Below are 22,557 nucleotides of genomic sequence, written 5' to 3'. Positions count from 1 at the left end.
CGCCTACAGGCGGGAGAAATCATTGAAAAGTGCGAGTCCCATTAACAACATCAGCAATACTGTACCAATGCGGTAGCTAACGTCCTGCACACGCTCAGAAACCGGCCTGCCCTGCAGTTTTTCGACCGCCAGAAAGAGCAGGTGTCCACCATCCAGCACCGGCAACGGGAACAGATTGATGATCCCCAGATTGACGCTGATTAACGCCAGAAACATCAGATAATAGATCAATCCGTAATCCGCCGACATTCCCGCCCCCTGAGCAATCGAAATCGGACCGCTCAGGTTATTCAGCTTAACATCACCCGTAACCAGTTTTCCCAACATATTGACGGTCAACTTCATCAGTTGCCAGGTTTTGTCCGTCGCCTGATAGATGGCGCTAAACGGCCCATACTGACGTACCGTTCGATATTCCTCCGGAAGCGGCGCCACGCTGGGCATCACTCCCGCCAGTCCTTCAACTCTGCCGTTGCCGACGGATTTGCTCGCCGGCGTCAGCGTCAAAGGCAAGGTTGCCCCGCCCCGCTCCACCTCCAGCGCGATATCCCGGCCGGGATTGTCGCGCACGGCGATAACAAAATCACGCCAGTGGGTTAAAACCTCTCCGCCGACTTTAACGATCCTGTCCCCGGCTTGTAAACCCGCTTTTTCCGCCGCCGACCCCGGTTGTACCTGGGTGAGTACCGCCTCAACCTGCGGCCCACGTGGAACCATCCCCAGCGAGGTGACGGGATCCTGCTTATCCGGCTCAAACTGCCAGTCGCGCAGATCCAGCGTTTTGTGCGCTATTTGGGCGGACTGGCCGGCGCCGAAAGGCGCCGTGCCCAGCACCACTTCACCGTCGCCGATTTTGCCAATCAGCGCCAGGCGGGCCGTATCCCAATCAGGCGTTTCGATGCCGTCAACCGACTTTAGTTCAATCCCGGCTGATATTTCAGCCTGCGCGGCGATGGAATCGGGCAAGATTTCCTCCACCACCGGACGAACGCCGGGAACCCCGATAATAAACACCAGCCAATAGGCGACGATGGCGAACAGGAAATTGGCGACGGGTCCCGCGCTGACGATAGCGGCACGCTGCCAGACCGTCTTGCTATTAAACGATTGATGACGACATTCCGGCGCCACGGTATCGACGCGCTCGTCGAGCATTTTGACATAACCGCCCAGCGGAATTAAGGCGATAACGAATTCGGTGCCGAGTTTATCACGACGGCGCCATAGCGCCCGGCCGAAGCCGACGGAAAAACGCTCGACCTTTACGCCGCAGCGACGAGCCACCCAGAAGTGGCCGAACTCATGCACGGTGATCAACACACCCAGTGCGATGATAAATGCGGCCAGGCTCCAGAGGAAATTCATCATAAATAATCCCTAACGCCTCATCCTAAACGGCCTTGAACATCAACAGCATCAGACAGGAAAACACCGGTACGGCGGCCGTCAGGCTATCAATACGGTCGAGCACGCCGCCGTGCCCGGGGATCAAATGGCTGCTGTCTTTAATGCCCGCCTCGCGTTTAAACATGCTTTCGGTCAGATCGCCCAGTACCGAAGCCAGCGCGGCGACAACGGAACAGATAAGCAGCGTTGCCGGCGCAATCGCCAGCGGCGCATAGCGGCTGAATAGCAAAGAGAGCGCCGCAGAGGTGATCAACCCGCCGATAAGCCCTTCCCAGGTTTTCCCCGGAGACACTTTTGGCGCCAGCTTACGCTTGCCGAACAGTTTGCCGAACAGATAAGCGCCGCTGTCCGCCCCCCATACCAGCAGCATGACGTACAGCAGCCACCACGCGCCGATAAAGGGATTGATATCATAGTTATACTGGCGAAGCGCGACCATTCCCCAGAAAAAGGGCACGATGGTCACTACGCCGAACAGCAGGCGCAGAACGCGGGAACGGCGCCATAACGCCGCGGAAGCGGGATAGAACAGGACCAGAAACAGCGCGATAACCCACCAGGCGAGAGAAACCCAGAGCGCGGCGCTAATTTGCGGTACGTGGATCGAATAACGGTATGCCGGCAGCGTCAGCAACATCAGCGCCAGCAAAAAACCGCACAGAATAGCCAGCCACAGCCGCTGGCCGTATGAGGCGAACCCGGCAAGCTGTCCCCACTCCCAGGCGGCCAGCATGCAAACGCCCAGCGTGACCAGAATAAAACCCACCGGGGGCAACAAAAACAGCGCTGCGATAACGATCGGAATTAAAATTAAAGCAGTAATCAGGCGATACTTCAGCAAAAGTTCCCCCTAGGATGCATCCGCATCGATAGGTGTTGTTCCCCCGAAGCGACGCTCGCGTTGTGCAAATGCATTCAGCGCACCTTCAAAGACTTGTTCATCAAAATCAGGCCAAAGGACATCGGTAAAGTAAAGCTCGGCATAAGCGATTTGCCACAGCAGGAAGTTACTTATCCGATGTTCGCCGCCGGTGCGGATCACCAAATCAACCGGCGCCAGTTCATTCAGGCAGACATATTGGCCCAATGACGCTTCATCAATACTATCAGGACGCAGCGTTCCTTCCTGTACCTGCTCGGCAAGCCGCCGTACTCCCTGAATGATATCCCAACGGCCGCCATAATTCGCGGCAATATTCAGCGCCAGGCCCTGATTATTTTTTGTCAGCTCTTCCGAACGGCGGATGCGCTCTTGCAAACGCAGGCTGAAACGGCTGATATCGCCGATAACGCGTAAGCGAACGTTGTGTTTATGCAGGCTTTTGACTTCGCTGTCCAGCGCCCGGACAAACAGCTCCATCAGGGCGGTGACCTCCTGCGCGGGACGGTTCCAGTTTTCACTGCTGAACGCATAAAGGGTTAACGCGTCAAGTTCATGGCTGACGGCAAAACTTACCGCCCGGCGTACCGATTTAACACCGGCCTGATGGCCAAAAATCCGCAGTCTTCCCCGATTTTTCGCCCAGCGGCCGTTCCCATCCATAATGATGGCGACATGCCGTGGCCCAGCGGATGACAGATTATTAGCACTTTTTTGATTATCGGACGGCATAACGCGTACTTATTTCCTCAAGCAAAAAATACAACAGTCCTTCCGTAACATCAGACTCTGTCAGCGCAAAAAAGCCGTGAACGATCACGGCTTAACTTCACCACCGGCCCAGGAAACCTCGCCCGGCCGGTCGTTGAGTGGCGCAGACTATACCATCTCAACCACACATGAACAAATCGTGCCATGTGAATTTACCTATGGCGCAGCGTGCTCAGCGTCTGTGTTGCAGCCTGCCTGGCCCAAAGGTCGATAAAGAGAACTTCATCCACGCTTACCGGCTCCGGCAATGTCAGTTGTTCGATCACCTGCTGATTAACCGCAGCAATATCGGTGAAACGAATCTGTAACTGTAAAAAAGCGGCGACCGCGATTTCATTGGCGGCGTTTAGCGCCGTAGTCGCCGCCTGACCGTGATTACAGGCATCAATAGCCAGTTGTAAACAGGGATAGCGCGCATAGTCCGGGGCGGAAAACGTCAGGGCGCCCAACCGGCAGAAATCCAATGCCTTTACCCCCGACGCCACGCGCTCGGGATACGCCATGGCGTGGGCGATCGGCGTACGCATATCCGGCGATCCCAACTGCGCCAGCACGCTGCCGTCGACATAGCGCACCATGGAATGAATCACCGACTGCGGATGGATAATCACCTCCATCTGCTCGGCGGAGGCATTAAACAGCCAGCGCGCCTCAATGTACTCCAGCCCTTTGTTCATCATGGTGGCGGAATCCACTGAAATCTTGCGGCCCATCGACCAGTTAGGGTGCGCGCAGGCCTGATCGGGCGTCATCCCGGCTAACGTCGCCATCGGCGTTTCGCGAAACGGCCCGCCGGATCCGGTGAGTATAATACGCTCCACGCCATACCGCTCTAAAGAAGAGTAGCCTAACTGACGCTGAATTTGCTCAGGTAAACTCTGAAAAATCGCATTATGTTCGCTATCGATGGGCAGCAACTGCGCGCTGCTTTGCGCCACCGCATCCATAAACAGGCGACCGCAGGTCACCAGCGACTCTTTGTTCGCCAACAAGACCTGTTTGCCCGCGCGAATGGCGGCCAGCGTCGGCGGCAGGCCCGCCGCGCCGACGATGGCCGCCATCACCTGATCGACATCATCCAGCGCGGCCAGTTCGCATGCCGCCTGTTCCCCGGACAGCACTTCCGTCCGGCATCCGTGTTGCGCCAGCCGCTGACGCAACAACCTGGCGCTGGCTTCATCCGCCATTGAGGCGTAGGCCGGGCGAAAAGTTAAGCACTGCTCCAGCATGCGCTCGACGTTGCGTCCCGCCGCTAATGCCTTTACCGCAAATTTGTCTGGATTCGCCTTAATCACCGCCAGCGAACTGACGCCAATAGAACCGGTCGAGCCAAGAATAGTCAGTTGCTTCATTAAAATGCTCTGGATAACGGGATGTGATGACAGGAAAGCAGACTAGTCTGAGACGATTGCCGTAAAGTGTCTATATTGTTTATCGCAAATTCTCGCCAACAAGGCTGACCTGCTGCAATGAATTTATAGAACATCAAAAACCATGCGCCAAAAACAAGGCGCCGCGGCAAGGCTGATGCCGACGGCACCATCACTTTCACGCGACGCCTCAAGCGAGCCGATTAGAAATCCATCAGTTCCGTTTCTTTCTCCGCCAGGGCGGCATCCACTTTTTTGATGTAGATATCGGTCAGTTTCTGAACCTCGTCCTGGGCTCGGCGCTCTTCATCTTCGCTGATCGCTTTGTCTTTCAGCTGTGCTTTCAGCTTATCGTTGGCGTCACGGCGCACGTTACGTACCGATACCCGTCCCTGCTCCGCTTCGCCGCGCACCACCTTGATCAGATCTTTACGGCGCTCTTCCGTCAGCGCCGGCAGCGGCACGCGAATGACCGCCCCCGCGGACGAAGGATTCAGACCGAGATCGGAAGACATGATCGCTTTCTCAACCGCCGGGCCGAGCGAACGATCGAATACGGTAATCGCCAGGGTGCGGGAATCTTCCACCACCACGTTGGCCAACTGGCGCAGCGGCGTGGCGCTGCCGTAATATTCGACCTGAATACCGTCAAGAATGCTGGGCGATGCGCGGCCGGTACGAATTTTGCTGATCTGGTTTTTGAAAGACTCTACGCATTTTTCCATGCGCGTTTCAGCATCTTTTCTGATTTCATTAATCACGTTGTGAACCCTTGAAAGCTGGTTGCCTGACGGGGCATGGCAGCGCATGACCCGGTGAATAATTAATACCAGCGCGAGCTGGCTATCTTTTGTTATCAGGGGAGAATATTACCCTATTTTTAGGGTTATCCGTTATTACTGATCAACGTCCCTTCTTTCTCACCCATGACCACGCGGCGCAGCGCGCCGGGCTTGTTCATATTGAAAACCCGGATAGGCAGGTTGTGGTCGCGCGCCAGCGTAAAAGCGGCTAAATCCATCACTTTCAGCTCGCGTTCCAACACTTCCTGATAGTCCAGCGTTTCATACAATACCGCGGAGGGGTCCTGCACCGGATCGGCGGAATAGACGCCGTCCACCTTCGTCGCTTTCAGCACCACGTCGGCTTCAATTTCGATACCGCGCAGGCAAGCGGCCGAATCGGTGGTAAAGAAAGGGTTACCGGTGCCCGCGGAGAAAATCACCACCCGGTTATTGCGCAACAGGCTGATCGCTTCCGCCCAGCTGTAATTATCGCACACGCCGTTGAGCGGGATCGCCGACATCAGACGGGCGTTTACATAGGCGCGGTGCAGCGCATCACGCATCGCCAGGCCGTTCATAACGGTCGCCAGCATCCCCATATGGTCGCCCACAACGCGGTTCATCCCTGCTTTGGCCAGGCCGGCGCCGCGAAACAGGTTGCCACCGCCGATGACCACACCGACCTGGATACCCAACTCAACCAGTTCTTTCACTTCCTGAGCCATGCGATCCAGAATGCTCGCATCGATACCAAAACCATCGGTTCCCTGCAGAGCTTCGCCGCTCAGCTTAAGCAGGATTCGTTGATATACGGGTTTTGCATTGGTTGCCATGGTGTTCTCATCCTACAGGCTGTCATCGTAGTATTGGGAGTTGCTACTGTCGCACTTATCGCTGTTCACCAGAATGTGAACACCCACAAATGCACTGAAATTATTTTGGCTGGATAAAAAGGAACCGCCAACCGGCGGCTCCTTTTTTTATATTAAGATTGCTTGCTCATCGCCGCAACTTCAGCGGCAAAGTCGACTTCGGCTTTCTCAATACCTTCACCCACTTCAAAGCGGATGAAGCTGGTTACGTCGGCTTTATGCTCTTTCAGCAGATCGCCGACGGTTTTGCTCGGGTCCATCACGAAATGCTGACCGGTCAGGGAGATTTCGCCGGTGAATTTACGCATACGGCCTTCGACCATTTTTTCCGCGATTTCGCGCGGCTTGCCGGATTGCATGGCGATATCCAGCTGGATCTGGTGCTCGCGAGCCACCACGTCGGCCGGAACATCGTCGGCTTTAACGTATTCGGGTTTGCTGGCGGCGATATGCATGGCGATGTGTTTGATCAGCTCTTCATCCGCGCCGGTAGCGGCAACGACGACGCCGATGCGCGCGCCGTGCAGGTAAGAACCCAGAACGTCGCCTTCCAGAACCGCGATACGACGAATATTGATGTTTTCACCAATTTTCGCCACCAGCGCGGTGCGCTGTTCTTCAAATTTCGCTTTCAGCGCTTCAACGTCGGCGATGCGATCGTTCAGCGCCGCGCTAACCACTTCTTCACCGAAAGCCTTGAAGCCGGCATCTTTGGCGACGAAGTCGGTTTCACAGTTCAGTTCAACGATGACGCCGTATTTGCCGTCTGCGGAAATCTTGGTCAGGATGATGCCTTCAGCAGCCACGCGGCCCGCTTTCTTGGCGGCTTTCGCCTGGCCGGACTTACGCATGTTGTCGATAGCCAGCTCGATGTCGCCATTCGCTTCAACCAGCGCTTTCTTACATTCCATCATGCCTGCGCCAGTACGCTCACGCAGTTCTTTTACCAGGGCAGCGGTAATTTCAGCCATTATCTTTTCCTCGGTTATCTCGCGGGGGAGATAAGTAAAAAGGGGGCCTTAACAGGCCCCCTAACCAACATATGTCAATACCTGGTTAATAAGGGCTCACAGAGCCAGCCTTATTATTCAGCTTCTACCAAGCCTTCTTCCGCTTGTTCAGCCAGATCCTGAGAACGGCCTTCGCGAACGGCGGTCGCAACGGCGCTCAGGTACAGGTTCACTGCACGGATGGCGTCATCGTTACCGGGGATGATGAAGTCAACGCCATCCGGATCAGAGTTGGTATCAACGATAGCGAACACCGGGATACCCAGGTTGTTGGCTTCTTTGATTGCGATGTGTTCATGATCGGCGTCAACAACGAACAGCGCGTCCGGCAAACCGCCCATATCCTTGATACCGCCCAGGCTGTTTTCCAGCTTGTCCAGTTCGCGGGTGCGCATCAGCGCTTCTTTCTTGGTCAGTTTGTCGAAAGTACCGTCCTGGGATTGAGTTTCCAGATCTTTCAAACGTTTGATGGACTGACGAACGGTTTTCCAGTTAGTCAGCATACCGCCCAGCCAGCGATGGTTCACGAAGAACTGATCGCAGCTGTCAGCAGCTTCTTTTACCGCTTCGCTTGCTGCGCGTTTGGTACCGACGAACAGAATTTTGCCCTTGCGAGAAGCAATTTTGCTCAGCTCAGCCAGTGCATCGTTGAACAAGGGTACGGTTTTCTCAAGGTTGATGATATGCACTTTGTTACGCGCACCGAAGATGAACGGCTTCATTTTCGGGTTCCAGTAACGGGTCTGGTGACCAAAGTGGGCGCCAGCCTTGAGCATGTCGCGCATGGAAACAGTTGCCATGATTACCTCTGTAAATTAAGTATGGGGTTAAGCCTCCACGTGTCCCATTGCGCCGACCCCGCAGGTCGAAAACCTTTGGAGCACCCCGGCGAATGTGCCGACACGTGTGTGTTATATACACAAAGTGAGTTTAGTTGATTCAGCCGAACGGTATGCAAAAATACCCAGTCGGATCATCGGCGCGCTTTATACCATAATTCCCGCCCGGACACCAACTTTTGTTATTGCCGCCGCGCCGTTTCATAATCATCGTTTGGCAAGCCGATAGCAGGGCTGATAACATACGTTATTACTTACCGAGCAATCTTAATTTCGTCGTTCAATGCGACACCTGCGGACATTATTCAATGGCAATATCAATAAAAACTCCTGAAGACATCGAAAAAATGCGCGTGGCCGGACGCCTGGCCGCCGAAGTATTGGAAATCATCGAACCTTACGTTGTGCCCGGCGTCAGTACCGCCGAACTGGACAGAATCTGCCACGATCACATCACCAATAAACAGCAGGCCATTTCCGCCTCTCTGGGATACCACGGCTTCCCCAAATCCGTGTGCATCTCCGTCAACGAAGTGGTATGCCACGGCATTCCCAGCGACGAGAAAATCCTTAAAGACGGCGATATCGTCAATATCGACGTTACGGTGATTAAAAATGGTTTTCATGGCGACACCTCGAAAATGTTTATCGCCGGCAAACCCACCATCCTGGGCGAACGCCTGTGCCGCATCACCCAGGAAAGCCTGTATCTGGCGTTGAAGATGGTGAAACCCGGCATCCGCCTGCGCGCGCTGGGCAAAGAAATCCAGAAGTTCGTCGAAGCACAGGACTTCTCGGTGGTGCGTGAATACTGCGGTCACGGTATCGGCGAAGGGTTCCATGAAGAACCGCAGGTGCTGCACTATGACGCGGACGACGGCGGCGTGGTTTTACAGCCCGGCATGGCTTTCACCATCGAACCGATGGTCAACGCCGGCGATTTCCGCATTCGCACCATGAAAGACGGCTGGACGGTAAAAACCAAAGATCGCAGCTTGTCGGCGCAGTACGAACACACTATTGTGGTAACCGACAACGGCTGCGAAATAATGACATTGCGCAAAGATGACACCATCCCCAACATCATTACGCATCAGGCATAATATCGCGCCAGTTTAGCTGGTTGGCGCTATCTCGTCGTCCCTGCGGCAGTAGGCAGGGATCTGCTTTCACTGACGATCGGCGTTGCTTGAGATTCCTCCTCGCGAAAGCGGGGACCTGCGGGAATGACGGCGGGCGCGGCGATAGCGGACCTGTCGGTTCCGTCGTTGTCATCACTCACGGCAATTTGTTATGGGCTGCGCATATGATGCAAAAAAACCTTCCGCCAGATATTCCCGCGCCATCCCCCGCGGTTGTTCCGCCTCCTGATTCGCCCCTCACCTACCGCGACGATATGCTCAACTGCCGGGAGCTGAAACAGCAGTTGGAACAGTTTCAAGGCTGGCTGGCGACCGAGTTTACCTCCGGCGTCAGTGCGGAAACGCTTATCGACGCCAGAACGCAGTTCATCGACCATTTGCTGCAACGGCTATGGCTTTTTTACGGTTTTGAAAACGTGTCGCAAACGGCGCTGGTCGCCGTTGGCGGCTACGGGCGCGGCGAGCTGCATCCGCTGTCGGATATCGACGTTCTGGTGCTGAGTCAGGAAAAGCTCAGCGAACAGCACTCACAGCGCGTGGGCGCATTCATTACCCAGCTGTGGGATCTCAAGCTTGAAGTCGGTCACAGCGTCAGAACGCTGGAAGAGTGTTTGCAGGAAGGCCGCGCGGACATCTCGGTCGCCACCAACCTGATTGAATCCCGCATGATCTGCGGCGACGTGGCGCTGTTCCTCAATCTGCAAAAACAGGTATTCAGCGATACATTCTGGCCATCGGCGACCTTTTTCCCGGCCAAAATCGTCGAACAGCAGGAGCGTCACAAGCGTTACCACGGCACCAGCTACAACCTCGAACCCGATATCAAAAGCAGCCCCGGCGGATTACGCGACATTCACACGCTGCTGTGGGTGGCCCGCCGCCACTTCGGCGCCACCTCCCTCGACGAGATGGTCGGTTTCGGTTTCCTGACGGAAGCGGAGCGCAAGGAGCTGAATGAATGCCAGAGCTTTCTGTGGCGTATCCGCTTTGCCTTGCATTTGCTGCTGCCGCGCTACGACAACCGCCTGCTGTTCGACCGTCAGCTCAACGTGGCGCAGCTTCTGCAATATCAGGGCGAAGGCAATGCGCCGGTAGAGCGAATGATGAAAGACTTCTACCGGGTGACCCATCGCGTCAGCGAACTGAACCAGATGCTGCTGCAGCTGTTCGACGAAGCGATTCTGGCGCTGGAGCCGAACGAAAAACCCCGCACGATTGATGACGAATTTCAACTGCGCGGCAACCTGATCGATCTGCGCGACAGCACATTGTTCATCCATAAGCCGGAAGCCATCATGCGCATGTTTTACCTGATGGTGCGCAACCGCGACATCGCGGGGATTTATTCCACCACGCTGCGCCAGTTGCGTCACGCGCGGCGCCATCTCGCCGGCCCGCTATGCGCCATCCCGGAGGCGCGGCAGCTGTTTATGAACATCCTGCGCCACCCGCATGCGGTAAGCCGCGCCCTGCTCCCCATGCATCGCCACAGCGTGCTGTCGGCCTATACGCCGCTGTGGAGCAACATCGTCGGGCAAATGCAGTTCGATTTGTTCCACGCCTACACCGTCGATGAGCACACTATCCGGGTATTGCTGAAGCTGGAAAGCTTCGCCGATGAGGAAACCCGACCGCGCCACCCGCTGTGCGTGGAACTCTACCCGCGTCTTCCGCTGCCGGAACTGCTGCTGCTCGCCGCCCTGTTTCACGATATCGCCAAAGGGCGCGGGGGCGATCATTCCGAGCTCGGCGCCCAGGATGCGCTGGAGTTCGCGACGCTGCACGGACTGAATCTGCGTGAAGCGCAGCTGGTTTCCTGGCTGGTGCGCCACCATCTGCTGATGTCCGTTACCGCCCAGCGCCGCGATATTCAGGACCCGGCCGTGATTCAGCAGTTCGCCACGGAAATGCAGAGCGAAACCCGCTTGCGCTATCTGGTCAGCCTGACCGTCGCCGACATCTGCGCCACCAACGAAACCCTGTGGAACAGTTGGAAACAGAGTCTGTTGCGCGAGCTCTATTTCGCCACGGAAAAACAGCTGCGCCGGGGGATGCAGAATACCCCGGACGTGCGCGAACGCGTGCGCCACCACCGCTTACAGGCGCTGGCTCTGCTGCGTATGGATAATATCGATGAAGAGGCGCTGCATAATATCTGGGGCCGCTGCCGCGCCGACTATTTCCTGCGCCATTCCCCCAACCAGCTGGCCTGGCACGCCCGCCACCTGCTGGAGCACGACAGCAGCAAACCGCTGGTACTGATCAGCCATCAGGCCAGCCGGGGCGGCACGGAAATTTTTATCCGCAGCCAGGACCGGCCCTATCTGTTCGCCACCGTGGCCGGCGAGCTGGATCGCCGCAACCTCAGCGTGCACGATGCGCAAATCTTCACCAGCCGCGACGGCATGGCGATGGATACCTTTATCGTCCTGGAGCCGGACGGCAGCCCGCTGGCGCAGGACCGTCACGAAACCACGCGTTACGCCCTTGAGCAGGCGCTGACGCAGCGTGACTATCAGCATCCGCGCGCCCGCCGTTCGTCGCCGAAGCTACGTCACTTCAGCGTACCGACCGAGGTGAGCTTTTTGCCGACCCATACGGACAGACGCAGCTATATGGAGCTTAGCGCCCTCGATCAACCGGGGCTGCTGGCCCGTATCGGCGAAATTTTCGCCGACCTTAATCTGTCGCTGCACGGCGCCCGTATTTCCACCATCGGCGAACGGGTGGAGGACTTGTTTATTCTCGCCGACAGCGAGAGACGGGCGCTAAAACCGGAATTGCGCGTTAAATTGCAACAACGGTTGACAGAAGCCCTTAACCCAAACGATAAAGTACCATTGAGTTAATTTTCACAATCAGGAAAGAGAAAACAGGATGCATCAACAACTACAGAACGTTATCGAAAATGCCTTCGAGCGCCGCGCCGAGATTACTCCCGCCAGCGCAGACGCCGTCACCCGCGAAGCGGTCAGTCAGGCCGTCGGCCTGCTGGACAGCGGCGCGCTGCGCGTTTCAGAAAAAATCGACGGCCAGTGGGTCACCCATCAATGGCTGAAAAAAGCCGTGCTGCTCTCTTTCCGCATTAACGATAACCAGCTTATCGAAGGGGCCGAAACGCGCTTTTTCGACAAAGTCCCGATGAAATTCGCCGATTACGATGAAGCGCGTTTCCAACGCGAAGGTATCCGCGTGGCCCCGCCGGCCAGCGTGCGCAAGGGGGCGTTTATCGCCCGCAACACCGTGCTGATGCCCTCTTACGTCAACATCGGCGCCTATGTCGATGAAGGCACCATGGTCGATACCTGGGTAACGGTGGGTTCCTGCGCGCAGATTGGTAAAAACGTGCACCTGTCCGGCGGCGTCGGCATCGGCGGCGTTCTGGAGCCTTTACAGGCCAACCCGACCATCATCGAAGACAACTGCTTTATCGGCGCGCGTTCGGAAGTGGTTGAAGGGGTGATCGTTGAAGAAGGCTCGGTGATTTCCATGGGCGTATTTATCAGCCAGAGCACGCGGATTTACGACCGTGAAACCGGTGAGATCCACTACGGGCGCGTACCGGCGGGTTCCGTGGTTGTCTCCGGCAACCTGCCGTCGAAAGATGGCAGCCACAGTCTGTATTGCGCGGTTATCGTCAAGAAAGTGGACGCGAAAACCCGCGCTAAAGTGGGAATTAACGAGTTATTACGCACTATCGACTAACAGGCGAAGCCGGCGGGTTTATCCAACCCGCCATTTTTTTGTGGCGTGCCATCCATGGCCGCCACCCTTCGGGCCGTCGCGCCCAGCGCACAAAAAATCGTGGACAGTCACAGATAAATCCGGTCGCTTCTCTCTATAATCACTGACGTATTTTAAAATCAAAAAGGCCGCGCCATGTATGACAATCTGAAAAGCCTGGGTATCAGCAACCCGAATGATATCGATCGCTATAGTCTGCGTCAGGAAGCCAGCAACGACATTCTGAAAATATACTTTCGCAAGGATAAGGGGGAATTTTTCGCCAAAAGCGTAAAATTCAAATATCCGCGTCAGCGTAAAACCATCATGGCGGACAATTCCGGCCAGGCTTACAAAGAGATCAACGAAATCAGCCCCAACCTGCGCTATGTGATTGAGGAGCTCGATCAAATCTGTCAGCACGAGCAGGTGGAAGTCGATTTGAAACGCAAGATCCTTGACGATCTGCGCCATCTGGAAGGCGTGGTATCGAACAAAATCGCCGAGATCGAAGCCGATTTGGAGAAGCTGACTAAAAATCGCTGACGGCCAGGCTACAGAACAATGTAAAACGGGAGCCTTGCGCTCCCGTTTTGTATTCGACTTACTGCTCTTGCGCTTCGACCGACTCCACCCACTGCTCTACCCACGGGCAGGAAACCACTTCCGGTTCAGGATGCTCAATCGCATCGATTTCCAGTACGTCGCCGATGCGCTTGGCGCCGATTTCCTGCAACAGCGCGTCAAACTGATGCCCGCCGCCGCAGAAATTCTCATAGCTGCTGTCGCCCAGCGCGATCAATCCATAGCGCAGCTGCGGCTGATAGCCTCCCTGCTCGCGTAAAGCGGCATACAGGGGAGCGATCGAGTCGGGAAGCTGCCCCTGGCCCGTGGTTGAGGTCACCACCAGAATATAGTGCTCAAGGTAGCTCAGCCATGACTCCAACGACGCATCCTCAAAAACGTTAACCTCATGTCCGCGTTCTCTGAGGATATTTTCCGCTTCTTCGGCTACCAGCACCGCATTGCCGTAGACCGAACCGACAAAAATACCAATCTGCGCCATGATTTATAACTCCAATTTTATTTAAGACCTGATGAAATGCCCGCTATCCTGACCCGACGCCGCAGGAAACTCAACCCTTTCAAACTCAGGGAGAATCCCCTGCCAGCCAAATTGCGCCATTACTCCCTGCCACGGCGCATCCCAACGCGCCTGCAACGTTAATGCCTCGCCGCTCACCGGGTGAGTCAAATTCAGCCGGCTCGCATGCAACATCAGCCTGCCGCAGGCGAAATGCGCTCCCATTCCTCTGTTCTGCCGCAGATCGCCGTGGGCGCTGTCACCGATAATCGGATGGTGAAGGTGTGACATATGACGACGCAGCTGATGTTTGCGCCCCGTCTGCGGCGTCAGTTCAAGCAGGCTGTAGCGTGACGTCGGGTAGCGGCCGATAGCCACCGGCATTTCAACCCGCGCCAGCGCGCGATAATGGCTCACCGCGGGCTGCGGCGCCTTATCGGGATTGGCGAATTTATCCGCTATTTTGTCCAGTTCCTCCGTCAGAGCGTAGTCGACCACCCCATCGTCCATCACATAGCCGCGCACCACGGCGTGATAGGTTTTCCGCACCCGATGCTGCTCAAACTGTTGCGACAACAGCCGGGCCACGTCGCTGGACAGCGCCAGTAAAAGCACGCCGGACGTCGGCCGATCCAAACGGTGGACGGTATAGACATGCCGACCGATTTGATCGCGCACCGTCTGCATCACCACCACTTTCTCTTTACGATCCAGCCAGCTGCGGTGGACCAGCCAACCAGCCGGCTTATTGACCGCCACCAGATGCTCATCCTGATAAACGATCTCAAGCATCGTTGTCTTCATCAAGGGCGTTCCGGCGATTGGCAAACAGCGCGTCGAGCCGCCCAATCTGCGTTAAAATCGGCTCAAGATCGGACGGAACGCCTTCCAGCGCCTCTTCGAAATAGGGCTGCAGGGAAAATTCGGTCGGCAAGGGGACGCCGCCGTCAAGCAAGGCGTGCATACGCGGCAGCAGCACCCACTGCAGCCACTGTTCCGCCCGCATGGTGTCAATACAGAAAGGCTCGACGCTGGCGAAAGCGGAGGCTTCCGGGGGGGATGTCTGCCAGAAAGGGCTGTCTTTTAATACGCGTTCGATGTCAATCAGCGACTGACGAACCTGACTCTCTAAACTCATGCGGTCTCTCACGGCTGAAGCCTGTTGCGAATGGCGGCAAAGCATAGCATTGATATCAGTCTCGCCCAATATTCGCATTTTGCTAAACGTATGGGGTAAAAAAACGCCGGGAGCGTTTTTAAACGTCGCCCCGCGACGGCCCGCAGGGTGGCAAGCAGGGATGGCCCGCCATAAAAAAACGCCGGGAGCGTTTTTAAACGTCGCCTCGCGACGGCCCGCAAGGGTGGCGGGCAGGGATGGCCCGTCATAAAAAAACGCCGGGAGCGTTTTTAAACGTCGCCTCGCGACGGCCCGCAGGGTGGCGGGCAGGATTGCCCGCCATAAAAAATGGGGGTACTGATTGCTCAGTACCCCCGGTTCGTTTTATAGCCATCCCGCTACACCGTTGCGTCCCTGCTCATCCTTGAAAACTTTTCCCTGGCGGTCTTCCTGACCGACAATCCATGCTGGCGTCCGACTTTCTTCCTGACTTATCCATCCTGTATCGTCCATGACTCAATCCATCAGGCTCCTGCCCCACCGCCACTTCCTGTGCGGCTCTCAGTCTCCTTCCTGGAGGTGTCCCGGTTTCTTCCTGAAACTTATCTCCCTTAAACAGAACCTGATAAATCATTCACCATTACTGATGATTATCATCAAACCCAGTGTAACCGGTTACTAACTTAAGTAATAAGATGTATTAATTGTTCCCTTTCAGCAAGGGGAAAATAACAATGTTTATCAATCGCCGTGGCGAAAAAAGAAAGCAACTAAACTTAACTAACTAATTAATAATGAAAAAATATACATGTTCGCTAACTTAGCTATAAAAGATGAGAGATCTCTCACAGTAAATGTAAGAGATCTCTCACACGGCAAAAAGTGAAACACGATTAATGATTAGGCCAGCGTTGGATGCAGACCAGAGAGAAAATCCGCCAACGTCGGCGCCAGCACCTGATGTTTTCGCGTGCCAAACTCCTCCAGAATCACTTCCCCGGAAATATTGGCGAGCGAAATCATCGTCATTTCGGAGTCGGTGGTCGCCAGAAACAAGGTCGGGGGCAATTTTAAGCGCTTTTGCGTCAGTAGATGGCCGATCAGGTTCTCCTGCATGCGGGAGAAATCCTCCTCGCTCCAGACCTGCAGCAAAACGCACGCAACCTCGCCGAAGCGCGCCGCCATGTCGCCGGCGTACTGCGCGGTATAAAACGCATGAATATCCGGATGCAGGCCGATATCCAGCGCCCGTTCGACGCCGTCCAGCGCCGCCGCCGGTAAAAACGGCTGCGGCAGCCAGTAAACCGCATCGTCCCTGCTGGCGGTAATACAGGGGGAAGGAACGCCGTACAACGCTTCGCTGGCGGGCGGCTGGCCGGTTTCCTGCCGCCACAATTCGACATAGCGCCGGGTAAAGGCCGCCAATGCCTGAGTTACCTCATAATCCATAATTTTTCTCATCATTCTGTTAGTCGGGTTACACTACTCGCCATATTGTATCTTCTTACATCAAGGTAACAGCATGTCCGCTTACGACAAGCATCAGGCCCTGAGCGGGCTGACGCTGGGAAAACCAACACCTTACCACGATCGCTACGATGCCGGTTTATTACAACCGGTTCCCCGCAGCCTGAACCGTGAACCGCTCGGCATCCTGCCGCATAAACTGCCGTTTCACGGCGCGGATATCTGGACGCTGTATGAACTTTCCTGGCTGAACGAAAACGGCGTTCCCCAGGTCGCCGTGGGTGAAATGCAGCTGGATGCCGCCAGCCTGAATCTGATTGAATCGAAAAGTTTCAAACTTTATCTCAACGGCTTCAACCAAACCGTATTCGACAGCTGGGAGCGCGTGCGCGCCACGCTAACCGACGATCTTGCCCGATGCGCGCAAGGCCAGGTCCAGGTAACGCTGTTCAGACTCGGTGAGTTGGAAGGCCAATCTATCGCCGGCTTTGACGGCGAATGTATCGACGATCAGAACATTCGCATCGACAACTATGAATTCAACGCCGACTATCTGGCGGCAAACGCGCGGGATGAAACCTGGGTGGAGGAAACGCTGGTCAGTCACCTGCTGAAATCCAACTGTCTGATTACCCATCAGCCGGATTGGGGCTCGGTCCAGATTCGCTACCGGGGGAAACGCATTAATCGGGAGTCGCTGCTGCGTTATATCGTGTCATTCCGCCATCACAATGAGTTTCACGAACAATGCGTCGAGCGGATTTTTAACGATCTGATGCATTACTGTCAGCCGCAACAGCTTAGCGTTTACGCGCGCTACACGCGCCGTGGCGGACTGGACATCAATCCGTGGCGCAGCAATGTCCCATTCTCTCCAGCGACCGGACGACTGCCGCGGCAATAAATGCGTAGCGTTACGCAACTTTCGTCGCCGGCCGCGCTGATGATTGGAAAAAATGATGGCAGCACGCTAAGGTGGGATATCAAGAAAAAACAGATCGCCATCCTCAGCGGATTTTACTGCATTTTAAGGAGCAACATTGATTACACATATCAGCCCGTTAGGGTCTATGGATCTGCTATCGCAGTTGGAAGTGGATATGCTGAAAAGCTCCGCCAGCAGCGATCTCTACCGCCTGTTTCGCAACTGTTCCCTGGCGGTATTAAATTCCGGCAGCCAGACGGATAACAGCAAAGAGCTGCTTTCCCGTTATGAGAACTTTGATATCAACGTACTGCGCCGTGAGCGCGGCGTCAAACTGGAGCTGGTTAACCCGCCGGAAGACGCCTTTGTCGACGGCTATATTATCCGTTCGCTGCAGGCCAACCTGTTCGCCGTGCTGCGCGATATTCTGTTCGTTAACGGGCAAATCACCGACGCCGGCCGCTACTACAACCTGAATCTGGAAAACTCCGCCCACATCACCAATCTGGTGTTCTCTATTTTGCGCAACGCCCGAGCGCTGCACGTGGGCGAAGAACCGAATATGGTGGTGTGCTGGGGCGGACATTCCATCAATGAAACCGAATATCTCTACGCCCGCAAAGTGGGCAGCCAGCTCGGCCTGCGCGAGCTGAACATCTGTACCGGCTGCGGCCCCGGCGCCATGGAGGCGCCGATGAAAGGCGCCGCCGTCGGGCATGCGCAGCAACGTTATAAAGACGGGCGTTTTATCGGTATGACGGAACCCTCCATCATCGCCGCGGAGCCGCCTAACCCGCTGGTGAATGAGCTGATCATCATGCCGGATATTGAAAAACGGCTGGAAGCCTTCGTGCGGATCGGCCACGGCATCATTATTTTCCCCGGCGGCGTCGGTACGGCGGAAGAATTCCTCTATCTGCTGGGGATTATGATGAATCCGGAGAACAGCGAACAGGTGTTGCCGATCATCCTCACCGGGCCGGAAGAGAGCGCCGATTATTTCCGCGTATTGGATGAATTTATTATCGGCACCCTGGGGCGCCAGGCGCGCCGTTACTACTCCATCGTTATTGATGACGCGGCGGAAGTCGCCCGTCAGATGAAAAAATCGATGCCGTTGGTCAAGGAAAGCCGCCGCCATACCGGCGACGCCTACAGCTTTAACTGGTCGCTGCGCATTGCGCCGGACCTGCAGTTGCCGTTCAATCCCAGCCATGAAAATATGGCCAACCTTAACCTGCATCCCGACCAGCCGGCGGAAGAACTGGCCGCGGCGCTGCGTCGCGCCTTCTCCGGCATCGTCGCCGGAAACGTTAAGGAGATCGGCATTCAGGCCATTGAACAGCAAGGCCCCTATAAACTCCATGGCGACCCGCGGATGATGAAAAGCATGGATAGGTTGCTACAGGGCTTCGTGGCGCAGCAGCGCATGAAACTGCCCGGCAGCGCCTATATTCCCTGTTACGAGATCTGCGCTTAGCCGTCTGCTTGACGCCAACGCGGGGAAAGGCACTTTCCCCGCAGACAAGGGACATCACCAGGAAGACGCCCATGCCCGTACATTTGCTGATTGTCGATGCGCTTAACCTGATACGGCGGATCCATGCGGTACAAGGCTCGCCCTGCGTCACGGCCTGTCAGCATGCGCTGGGCCTGCTGCTGCAACACAGCCAGCCGAGCCACGCCGTGGCGGTATTTGACGATGAAGATCGCAGCGCCAGTTGGCGCCATCAGATTTTACCCGACTACAAGGCCGGGCGCGCGCCGATGCCGGAGAACCTTAAACAGGAGCTGCCGCAGATCAAAGCCGCATTTGCCGCGATGGGCGTCGCCAGTTGGCATTCTCCCGGCAACGAGGCCGACGATCTGGCTGCGACGCTGGCCTGCAAAGTGGCGGCGTCCGGGCATCAGGCGACCATTGTCTCCACCGACAAAGGTTACTGCCAGCTACTGGCGCCGACCATCCAAATCAGAGATTACTTCCAGAAGCGCTGGCTGGACCTGCCTTTTGTACGGCAGGAGTTTGGCGTACTGCCGCAGCAGCTTACGGATTATTGGGGGCTGGCCGGCATCAGCAGCAGTAAAATCCCCGGCGTCAGCGGGATTGGCCCCAAAAGCGCGGTGCTCTTGCTGCAACAGGCGGGAAGTCTGGACGCGCTTTATCAGCAACTGGAAAACGTAGCGGAAAAATGGCGCGCCAAACTGGAACAACAGCGGGAAATGGCCTTTATCAGCCGCCGGGTGGCGACGCTCAGCCGGGATCTGACGCTGGACGGCAATCTTCAGCAGTTACGGTTGCCGCAGCAAATTCCTTAATCCCGATTCTCCCGTCGCCCTTGGCGAATACTAGCGCTCATCGCGCCGGCCCGGCACCGCGGCCCAGAAACGGCGAGCGTGCACCGTTACTTCTTCGCGGTCGTGGTAGAGCTGTTTGGCATGCACTTCCGCATTAATGCCGTTTTCCTCCAGCCGCTCGCGGAGTAACGTCAGGTTCTGCGAAACTTCCTCATAGCGTTTTTTCATCGGCAGTTTCAGGTTGAATATCGCTTCCCGGCACCAGCCTTTCACCAGCCAGTCGGCGATCAGGCTGGTGACCTTGGCCGGTTTTTCCACCATGTCGCACACCAGCCAGTAAACGTTGTTACGCGGCGGCTCAAAACGAAAACCGTCGGCCTGATGATGAATAACCTGCCCGGTATCCATCAGGCTCGGCGCCATCGGGCCGTTATCCACGGCGTGCACCATCATGCTGCGCCGCACCAGCTGATAAGTCCAGCCGCCGGGACAGGCCCCCAGATCGACCGCATACATGCCGCTGCCAAGGCGCTCATCCCATTCTTCGGCGGGAATAAAGACGTGAAACGCCTCTTCGAGCTTCAGGGTTGAACGGCTGGGGGCCTCGGACGGAAACTTCAGGCGCGGGATCCCCATATAGAAGGGAGAATTGTTATTGCTGAAGGAATAGCCGACGTAACAGCAGCCGGGGGCAATAAACAGCACGTGCAGCACCGGCCGTTCGGCTTTCTCACGCTCAAGCAGAATGCCGTTTTTACGCAGCGCGCCGCGTAAAGGAACGGTAAACTTGCGGCAGAACTTCATCAGCTCTTTGCTTTCATTGGTGTCCGGCACTTCCACCCGCAGTTCGCCCGCGCGCTCAACGGCGCCGGTCAGCATACCGACAATGGGCGTGATGCGATCTTCCGGCGGCAGGTCGCGCAGCAGATCGCCGCCGATAAACATCTGGCGGGCGAAAATCAGCTCATGAAACGGCAGCTCTTTTATCAGCCGCTCGGCGTCTTCATGCTGGTAGCACTCGAATATCACATACCCGCTGTTATCCTTTACCCGGGCAAAACCATAGGCGTCATGGTGCGCCGCCTTTGCGGTTATTTCCGCCGCACACTCTTTTTCAAAACCGGGACGGCAGTACAAAATAACTTTATTCATGGCGTTCGGCCTTTCTCTTCAGACGCAACGCGCCAACCAGCATCAACAACCACCCGATCAGAAAACAGAACCCGCCAAGCGGCGTGACATAAACCCACAGCTTCAGATGCGAAAGCGCCAGGCAGTACAAACTACCGCTGAACAACACCGTACCCAATGCCAGAAACACGCTGCTCCAGTAAAACCACAGATTGGCGCGCTGATGCATAGAGATGGACAGCGCCAGGATCGCCAGCGTATGAAATGCCTGATACTCCAGCCCGGTCTGTAACCAGTCCAGCTCCGTCGGCCCCAGCGTTTTACTTAACACGTGAGAACCGAACGCCCCCAGGGCGACAAAAATAAAACCGCTGATGGCGGAAAACACCAGCATAAAACGACTATTCATGGTTGAAATCCAATTCAATCGGTCTGTAAAGCCAAGGCCCGGCCACCACCGGCCTCAGCGCGTACCGTTATCGTAACGGAAACGAAACTTTTCCTGCTCGCTGGCCGCCCGCGCCAGAATCCAATGCCGAAAGGCGGCTATTTTACCCAGTTCTGCCTGACTGTCATGACATACCAGATAAAAAGCATTTTTACTCACCAGCACATCGTTAAAAGGACAAACCAGTCTCCCGGCTTCAATCTCCGTCTGCGCCATCACGTTGTTCGCCAGCGCCACACCCTGCCCGTGGATCGCCGCCTGCAATACCATCGCGCTGTGGCTGAAGATCGGCCCTTGCTGCACGTTAATCTGTACGCCGAGCTGGCGGGTATAAGCCAGCCAGTCACGGCGCGAGGCATCGTGCAGCAGCGTATGCGCAACCAGATCCGCCGGCGTTTTCAACGGATGGCTTCCGGTCAGCAGTACCGGCGAGCAGACGGGCAGCAGATACTCGGCATACAGTTTTTCCACCCGCAGCCCCGGCCAGTTGCCGCGACCGTAAAAAATGGCGACGTCCACGTCGTCCGACAGGCGATCCTCGTCACGATCCACCGCCTGAATACGCACGTCAATGCCCGGATAGTCCGCATTAAAGCTCGAAAGCCGGGGAACCAGCCAGTGAATGGCAAAGCTGGGAAGCAGACTGACGGTCAGCGCGCCTTTGGCGCTGCGGGATTGCAATTTACGGGTCGCTTCATTGAGTGAGGAAAAGATTTCTTTAATATCAAGATAGTAACTTTGCCCCTCTTCCGTCAGCAGCAGCGAACGGTTACGCCGGCGAAACAGTTTCAGCCCCAGAAAATCCTCCAGAGACTTAATCTGATGACTAACCGCCGCTTGCGTAACGAACAGCTCCTCCGCCGCTTTGGTAAAGCTCAGGTGCCGGGCCGCCGCATCAAATACCCGCAGAGAATTAAGCGGAGGTAAACGTTTTGACATGAATGAAATTCTTTTATTGACGGATAATAAGAGGCTTATTTATCTATTAGATTTTGTAATCCGAGACATTATAAATTGTCCGTTGAGGATGTACCAGCAAATACCTATATTAGCGCAACTTCCTGAGCCGGAACGAAAAGTGCGGAGGGGTGACCCGAGGTGCTTTTGGCTTGTGGTTGTGATGTTGTGTTTGCTATTTATTTGTCTGCCTTTGCGGACAGGGTAGCCAGGCTACCTTTTCACTTCCTGTACATTTATCCTGTCTGTCCATAGTGATTTTATGTAGCACCGCGAATGCGGTGCTTTTTTTATGGCGGGCTATCCCTGCCCGCCACCTTTCAGGCCGTCGCAG

General features: G+C 55.8%; 23 protein-coding genes. 7 read left to right on the top strand and 16 right to left on the bottom strand.

Annotated elements, in window-relative coordinates; genetic code table 11:
- Positions 1 to 3: 3 nt before the first annotated feature.
- The 8 genes from rseP to rpsB form a co-directional block, all read right to left on the bottom strand.
- Entirely contained in the window at positions 4 to 1,368 is a 1,365-nt protein-coding gene (gene rseP / locus DDT56_RS03595; RefSeq protein ID WP_136165148.1) for a sigma E protease regulator RseP, read from the bottom strand.
- A gap of 22 nt (positions 1,369 to 1,390) precedes the next feature.
- Positions 1,391 to 2,248: a phosphatidate cytidylyltransferase gene (cdsA, locus tag DDT56_RS03590; protein WP_136165147.1), complete on the bottom strand. Its 858-nt coding sequence runs from the start codon at positions 2,246 to 2,248 to the stop codon at positions 1,391 to 1,393.
- A gap of 9 nt (positions 2,249 to 2,257) precedes the next feature.
- Entirely contained in the window at positions 2,258 to 3,019 is a 762-nt protein-coding gene (gene ispU / locus DDT56_RS03585) for a (2E,6E)-farnesyl-diphosphate-specific ditrans,polycis-undecaprenyl-diphosphate synthase (protein ID WP_136165146.1), read from the bottom strand.
- 191 nt (positions 3,020 to 3,210) lie between these two features.
- Positions 3,211 to 4,410 (bottom strand): 1-deoxy-D-xylulose-5-phosphate reductoisomerase, encoded by a 1,200-nt coding sequence (gene ispC / locus DDT56_RS03580; protein WP_136165145.1) that lies wholly within the window; start codon positions 4,408 to 4,410, stop codon positions 3,211 to 3,213.
- Between the two features lie 221 nt (positions 4,411 to 4,631).
- Complete coding sequence (frr, locus tag DDT56_RS03575) at positions 4,632 to 5,189, bottom strand: ribosome recycling factor (protein WP_040343388.1); 558 nt, start codon at positions 5,187 to 5,189, stop codon at positions 4,632 to 4,634.
- Positions 5,190 to 5,314: 125 nt separating this feature from the next.
- Entirely contained in the window at positions 5,315 to 6,046 is a 732-nt protein-coding gene (gene pyrH / locus DDT56_RS03570) for a UMP kinase (protein ID WP_136165144.1), read from the bottom strand.
- A gap of 152 nt (positions 6,047 to 6,198) precedes the next feature.
- A complete protein-coding gene (gene tsf / locus DDT56_RS03565; protein WP_136165143.1) occupies positions 6,199 to 7,056 on the bottom strand; it encodes a translation elongation factor Ts in 858 nt (285 codons plus the stop codon).
- 113 nt (positions 7,057 to 7,169) lie between these two features.
- Positions 7,170 to 7,895, bottom strand: coding sequence for a 30S ribosomal protein S2 (rpsB, locus tag DDT56_RS03560; protein WP_009114148.1), 726 nt, complete (start codon positions 7,893 to 7,895; stop codon positions 7,170 to 7,172).
- A 347-nt stretch (positions 7,896 to 8,242) separates the two neighbouring features.
- On the opposite strand from rpsB, the gene map reads away from it, so the two are divergent.
- The 4 genes from map (at position 8,243) to DDT56_RS03540 (ending at position 13,345) form a co-directional block, all read left to right on the top strand.
- Complete coding sequence (gene map, locus DDT56_RS03555) at positions 8,243 to 9,037, top strand: type I methionyl aminopeptidase (RefSeq protein ID WP_136165142.1); 795 nt, start codon at positions 8,243 to 8,245, stop codon at positions 9,035 to 9,037.
- Positions 9,038 to 9,240: 203 nt separating this feature from the next.
- Entirely contained in the window at positions 9,241 to 11,925 is a 2,685-nt protein-coding gene (glnD, locus tag DDT56_RS03550) for a bifunctional uridylyltransferase/uridylyl-removing protein GlnD (protein ID WP_136165141.1), read from the top strand.
- 28 nt (positions 11,926 to 11,953) lie between these two features.
- The gene (gene dapD, locus DDT56_RS03545) at positions 11,954 to 12,781 is read left to right on the top strand and encodes a 2,3,4,5-tetrahydropyridine-2,6-dicarboxylate N-succinyltransferase (RefSeq protein WP_136165140.1); all 828 of its coding nucleotides are present in this window, start codon (positions 11,954 to 11,956) and stop codon (positions 12,779 to 12,781) included.
- Between the two features lie 174 nt (positions 12,782 to 12,955).
- A complete protein-coding gene (locus tag DDT56_RS03540) occupies positions 12,956 to 13,345 on the top strand; it encodes a DUF3461 family protein (protein WP_136165139.1) in 390 nt (129 codons plus the stop codon).
- 58 nt (positions 13,346 to 13,403) lie between these two features.
- On the opposite strand, the gene DDT56_RS03535 is transcribed toward DDT56_RS03540, so the two are convergent.
- The 5 genes from DDT56_RS03535 to syd all read right to left on the bottom strand — a co-directional run bounded on the left by DDT56_RS03535 (position 13,404) and on the right by syd (position 16,449).
- Positions 13,404 to 13,865, bottom strand: coding sequence for a flavodoxin (locus tag DDT56_RS03535; protein WP_136165138.1), 462 nt, complete (start codon positions 13,863 to 13,865; stop codon positions 13,404 to 13,406).
- 21 nt (positions 13,866 to 13,886) lie between these two features.
- Positions 13,887 to 14,675, bottom strand: coding sequence for a tRNA pseudouridine(65) synthase TruC (truC, locus tag DDT56_RS03530; protein ID WP_136165405.1), 789 nt, complete (start codon positions 14,673 to 14,675; stop codon positions 13,887 to 13,889).
- A complete protein-coding gene (locus DDT56_RS03525) occupies positions 14,668 to 15,021 on the bottom strand; it encodes a YqcC family protein (RefSeq protein WP_136165137.1) in 354 nt (117 codons plus the stop codon). Before DDT56_RS03525 ends, truC begins: the two co-directional genes overlap by 8 nt.
- Before the next feature lie 363 nt (positions 15,022 to 15,384).
- Positions 15,385 to 15,513: a hypothetical protein gene (locus DDT56_RS24975; RefSeq protein ID WP_256373217.1), complete on the bottom strand. Its 129-nt coding sequence runs from the start codon at positions 15,511 to 15,513 to the stop codon at positions 15,385 to 15,387.
- Between the two features lie 387 nt (positions 15,514 to 15,900).
- Positions 15,901 to 16,449, bottom strand: a complete 549-nt coding sequence (gene syd / locus DDT56_RS03520; protein ID WP_136165136.1) for a SecY-interacting protein — start codon at positions 16,447 to 16,449, stop codon at positions 15,901 to 15,903.
- A gap of 73 nt (positions 16,450 to 16,522) precedes the next feature.
- Between syd and queF the strand changes: the two genes are divergently transcribed.
- From queF to xni, 3 genes are all read left to right on the top strand, one after another.
- Entirely contained in the window at positions 16,523 to 17,371 is an 849-nt protein-coding gene (gene queF, locus DDT56_RS03515) for an NADPH-dependent 7-cyano-7-deazaguanine reductase QueF (protein ID WP_136165135.1), read from the top strand.
- A gap of 136 nt (positions 17,372 to 17,507) precedes the next feature.
- Complete coding sequence (gene ppnN / locus DDT56_RS03510; protein ID WP_136165134.1) at positions 17,508 to 18,872, top strand: nucleotide 5'-monophosphate nucleosidase PpnN; 1,365 nt, start codon at positions 17,508 to 17,510, stop codon at positions 18,870 to 18,872.
- Between the two features lie 71 nt (positions 18,873 to 18,943).
- Positions 18,944 to 19,708, top strand: a complete 765-nt coding sequence (gene xni, locus DDT56_RS03505) for a flap endonuclease Xni (protein WP_136165133.1) — start codon at positions 18,944 to 18,946, stop codon at positions 19,706 to 19,708.
- A 30-nt stretch (positions 19,709 to 19,738) separates the two neighbouring features.
- On the opposite strand, the gene rlmM is transcribed toward xni, so the two are convergent.
- Genes rlmM through DDT56_RS03490 form a run of 3 tightly spaced genes read right to left on the bottom strand, consistent with a single transcriptional unit; the run spans position 19,739 to position 22,205 of the window.
- Positions 19,739 to 20,839: a 23S rRNA (cytidine(2498)-2'-O)-methyltransferase RlmM gene (rlmM, locus tag DDT56_RS03500; protein ID WP_136165132.1), complete on the bottom strand. Its 1,101-nt coding sequence runs from the start codon at positions 20,837 to 20,839 to the stop codon at positions 19,739 to 19,741.
- On the bottom strand, positions 20,832 to 21,227 hold the full coding sequence (locus DDT56_RS03495) for a DUF423 domain-containing protein (protein WP_136165131.1): 396 nt from the start codon (positions 21,225 to 21,227) through the stop codon (positions 20,832 to 20,834). The genes rlmM and DDT56_RS03495 overlap by 8 nt, the downstream gene beginning before the upstream one ends.
- 54 nt (positions 21,228 to 21,281) lie before the next feature.
- Positions 21,282 to 22,205, bottom strand: coding sequence for a transcriptional regulator GcvA (locus DDT56_RS03490; protein ID WP_136165130.1), 924 nt, complete (start codon positions 22,203 to 22,205; stop codon positions 21,282 to 21,284).
- Positions 22,206 to 22,557: the final 352 nt, after the last annotated feature.

Origin of the sequence: Brenneria corticis, assembly GCF_003115855.1 — a bacterium.
Classification (GTDB): Bacteria; Pseudomonadota; Gammaproteobacteria; order Enterobacterales; family Enterobacteriaceae; genus Brenneria; species Brenneria corticis.
Note: the sequence above shows the minus strand (reverse complement) of the source record. Positions and strands in the feature narration are given on the sequence as shown.

Excerpts from the sequence above, each read along its gene's own strand:
- rseP (WP_136165148.1), bottom strand. The coding sequence starts at position 1,368 with ATGATGAATTTCCTCTGGAGCCTGGCCGCATTTATCATCGCACTGGGT.
- ispU (WP_136165146.1), bottom strand. The coding sequence starts at position 3,019 with ATGCCGTCCGATAATCAAAAAAGTGCTAATAATCTGTCATCCGCTGGG.
- ispC (WP_136165145.1), bottom strand. The coding sequence starts at position 4,410 with ATGAAGCAACTGACTATTCTTGGCTCGACCGGTTCTATTGGCGTCAGT.
- pyrH (WP_136165144.1), bottom strand. The coding sequence starts at position 6,046 with ATGGCAACCAATGCAAAACCCGTATATCAACGAATCCTGCTTAAGCTG.
- tsf (WP_136165143.1), bottom strand. The coding sequence starts at position 7,056 with ATGGCTGAAATTACCGCTGCCCTGGTAAAAGAACTGCGTGAGCGTACT.
- rpsB (WP_009114148.1), bottom strand. The coding sequence starts at position 7,895 with ATGGCAACTGTTTCCATGCGCGACATGCTCAAGGCTGGCGCCCACTTT.
- map (WP_136165142.1), top strand. The coding sequence starts at position 8,243 with ATGGCAATATCAATAAAAACTCCTGAAGACATCGAAAAAATGCGCGTG.
- glnD (WP_136165141.1), top strand. The coding sequence starts at position 9,241 with ATGATGCAAAAAAACCTTCCGCCAGATATTCCCGCGCCATCCCCCGCG.
- dapD (WP_136165140.1), top strand. The coding sequence starts at position 11,954 with ATGCATCAACAACTACAGAACGTTATCGAAAATGCCTTCGAGCGCCGC.
- DDT56_RS03540 (WP_136165139.1), top strand. The coding sequence starts at position 12,956 with ATGTATGACAATCTGAAAAGCCTGGGTATCAGCAACCCGAATGATATC.
- DDT56_RS03535 (WP_136165138.1), bottom strand. The coding sequence starts at position 13,865 with ATGGCGCAGATTGGTATTTTTGTCGGTTCGGTCTACGGCAATGCGGTG.
- truC (WP_136165405.1), bottom strand. The coding sequence starts at position 14,675 with ATGCTTGAGATCGTTTATCAGGATGAGCATCTGGTGGCGGTCAATAAG.
- DDT56_RS03525 (WP_136165137.1), bottom strand. The coding sequence starts at position 15,021 with ATGAGTTTAGAGAGTCAGGTTCGTCAGTCGCTGATTGACATCGAACGC.
- DDT56_RS24975 (WP_256373217.1), bottom strand. The coding sequence starts at position 15,513 with ATGGACGATACAGGATGGATAAGTCAGGAAGAAAGTCGGACGCCAGCA.
- syd (WP_136165136.1), bottom strand. The coding sequence starts at position 16,449 with ATGGATTATGAGGTAACTCAGGCATTGGCGGCCTTTACCCGGCGCTAT.
- queF (WP_136165135.1), top strand. The coding sequence starts at position 16,523 with ATGTCCGCTTACGACAAGCATCAGGCCCTGAGCGGGCTGACGCTGGGA.
- xni (WP_136165133.1), top strand. The coding sequence starts at position 18,944 with ATGCCCGTACATTTGCTGATTGTCGATGCGCTTAACCTGATACGGCGG.
- rlmM (WP_136165132.1), bottom strand. The coding sequence starts at position 20,839 with ATGAATAAAGTTATTTTGTACTGCCGTCCCGGTTTTGAAAAAGAGTGT.
- DDT56_RS03495 (WP_136165131.1), bottom strand. The coding sequence starts at position 21,227 with ATGAATAGTCGTTTTATGCTGGTGTTTTCCGCCATCAGCGGTTTTATT.
- DDT56_RS03490 (WP_136165130.1), bottom strand. The coding sequence starts at position 22,205 with ATGTCAAAACGTTTACCTCCGCTTAATTCTCTGCGGGTATTTGATGCG.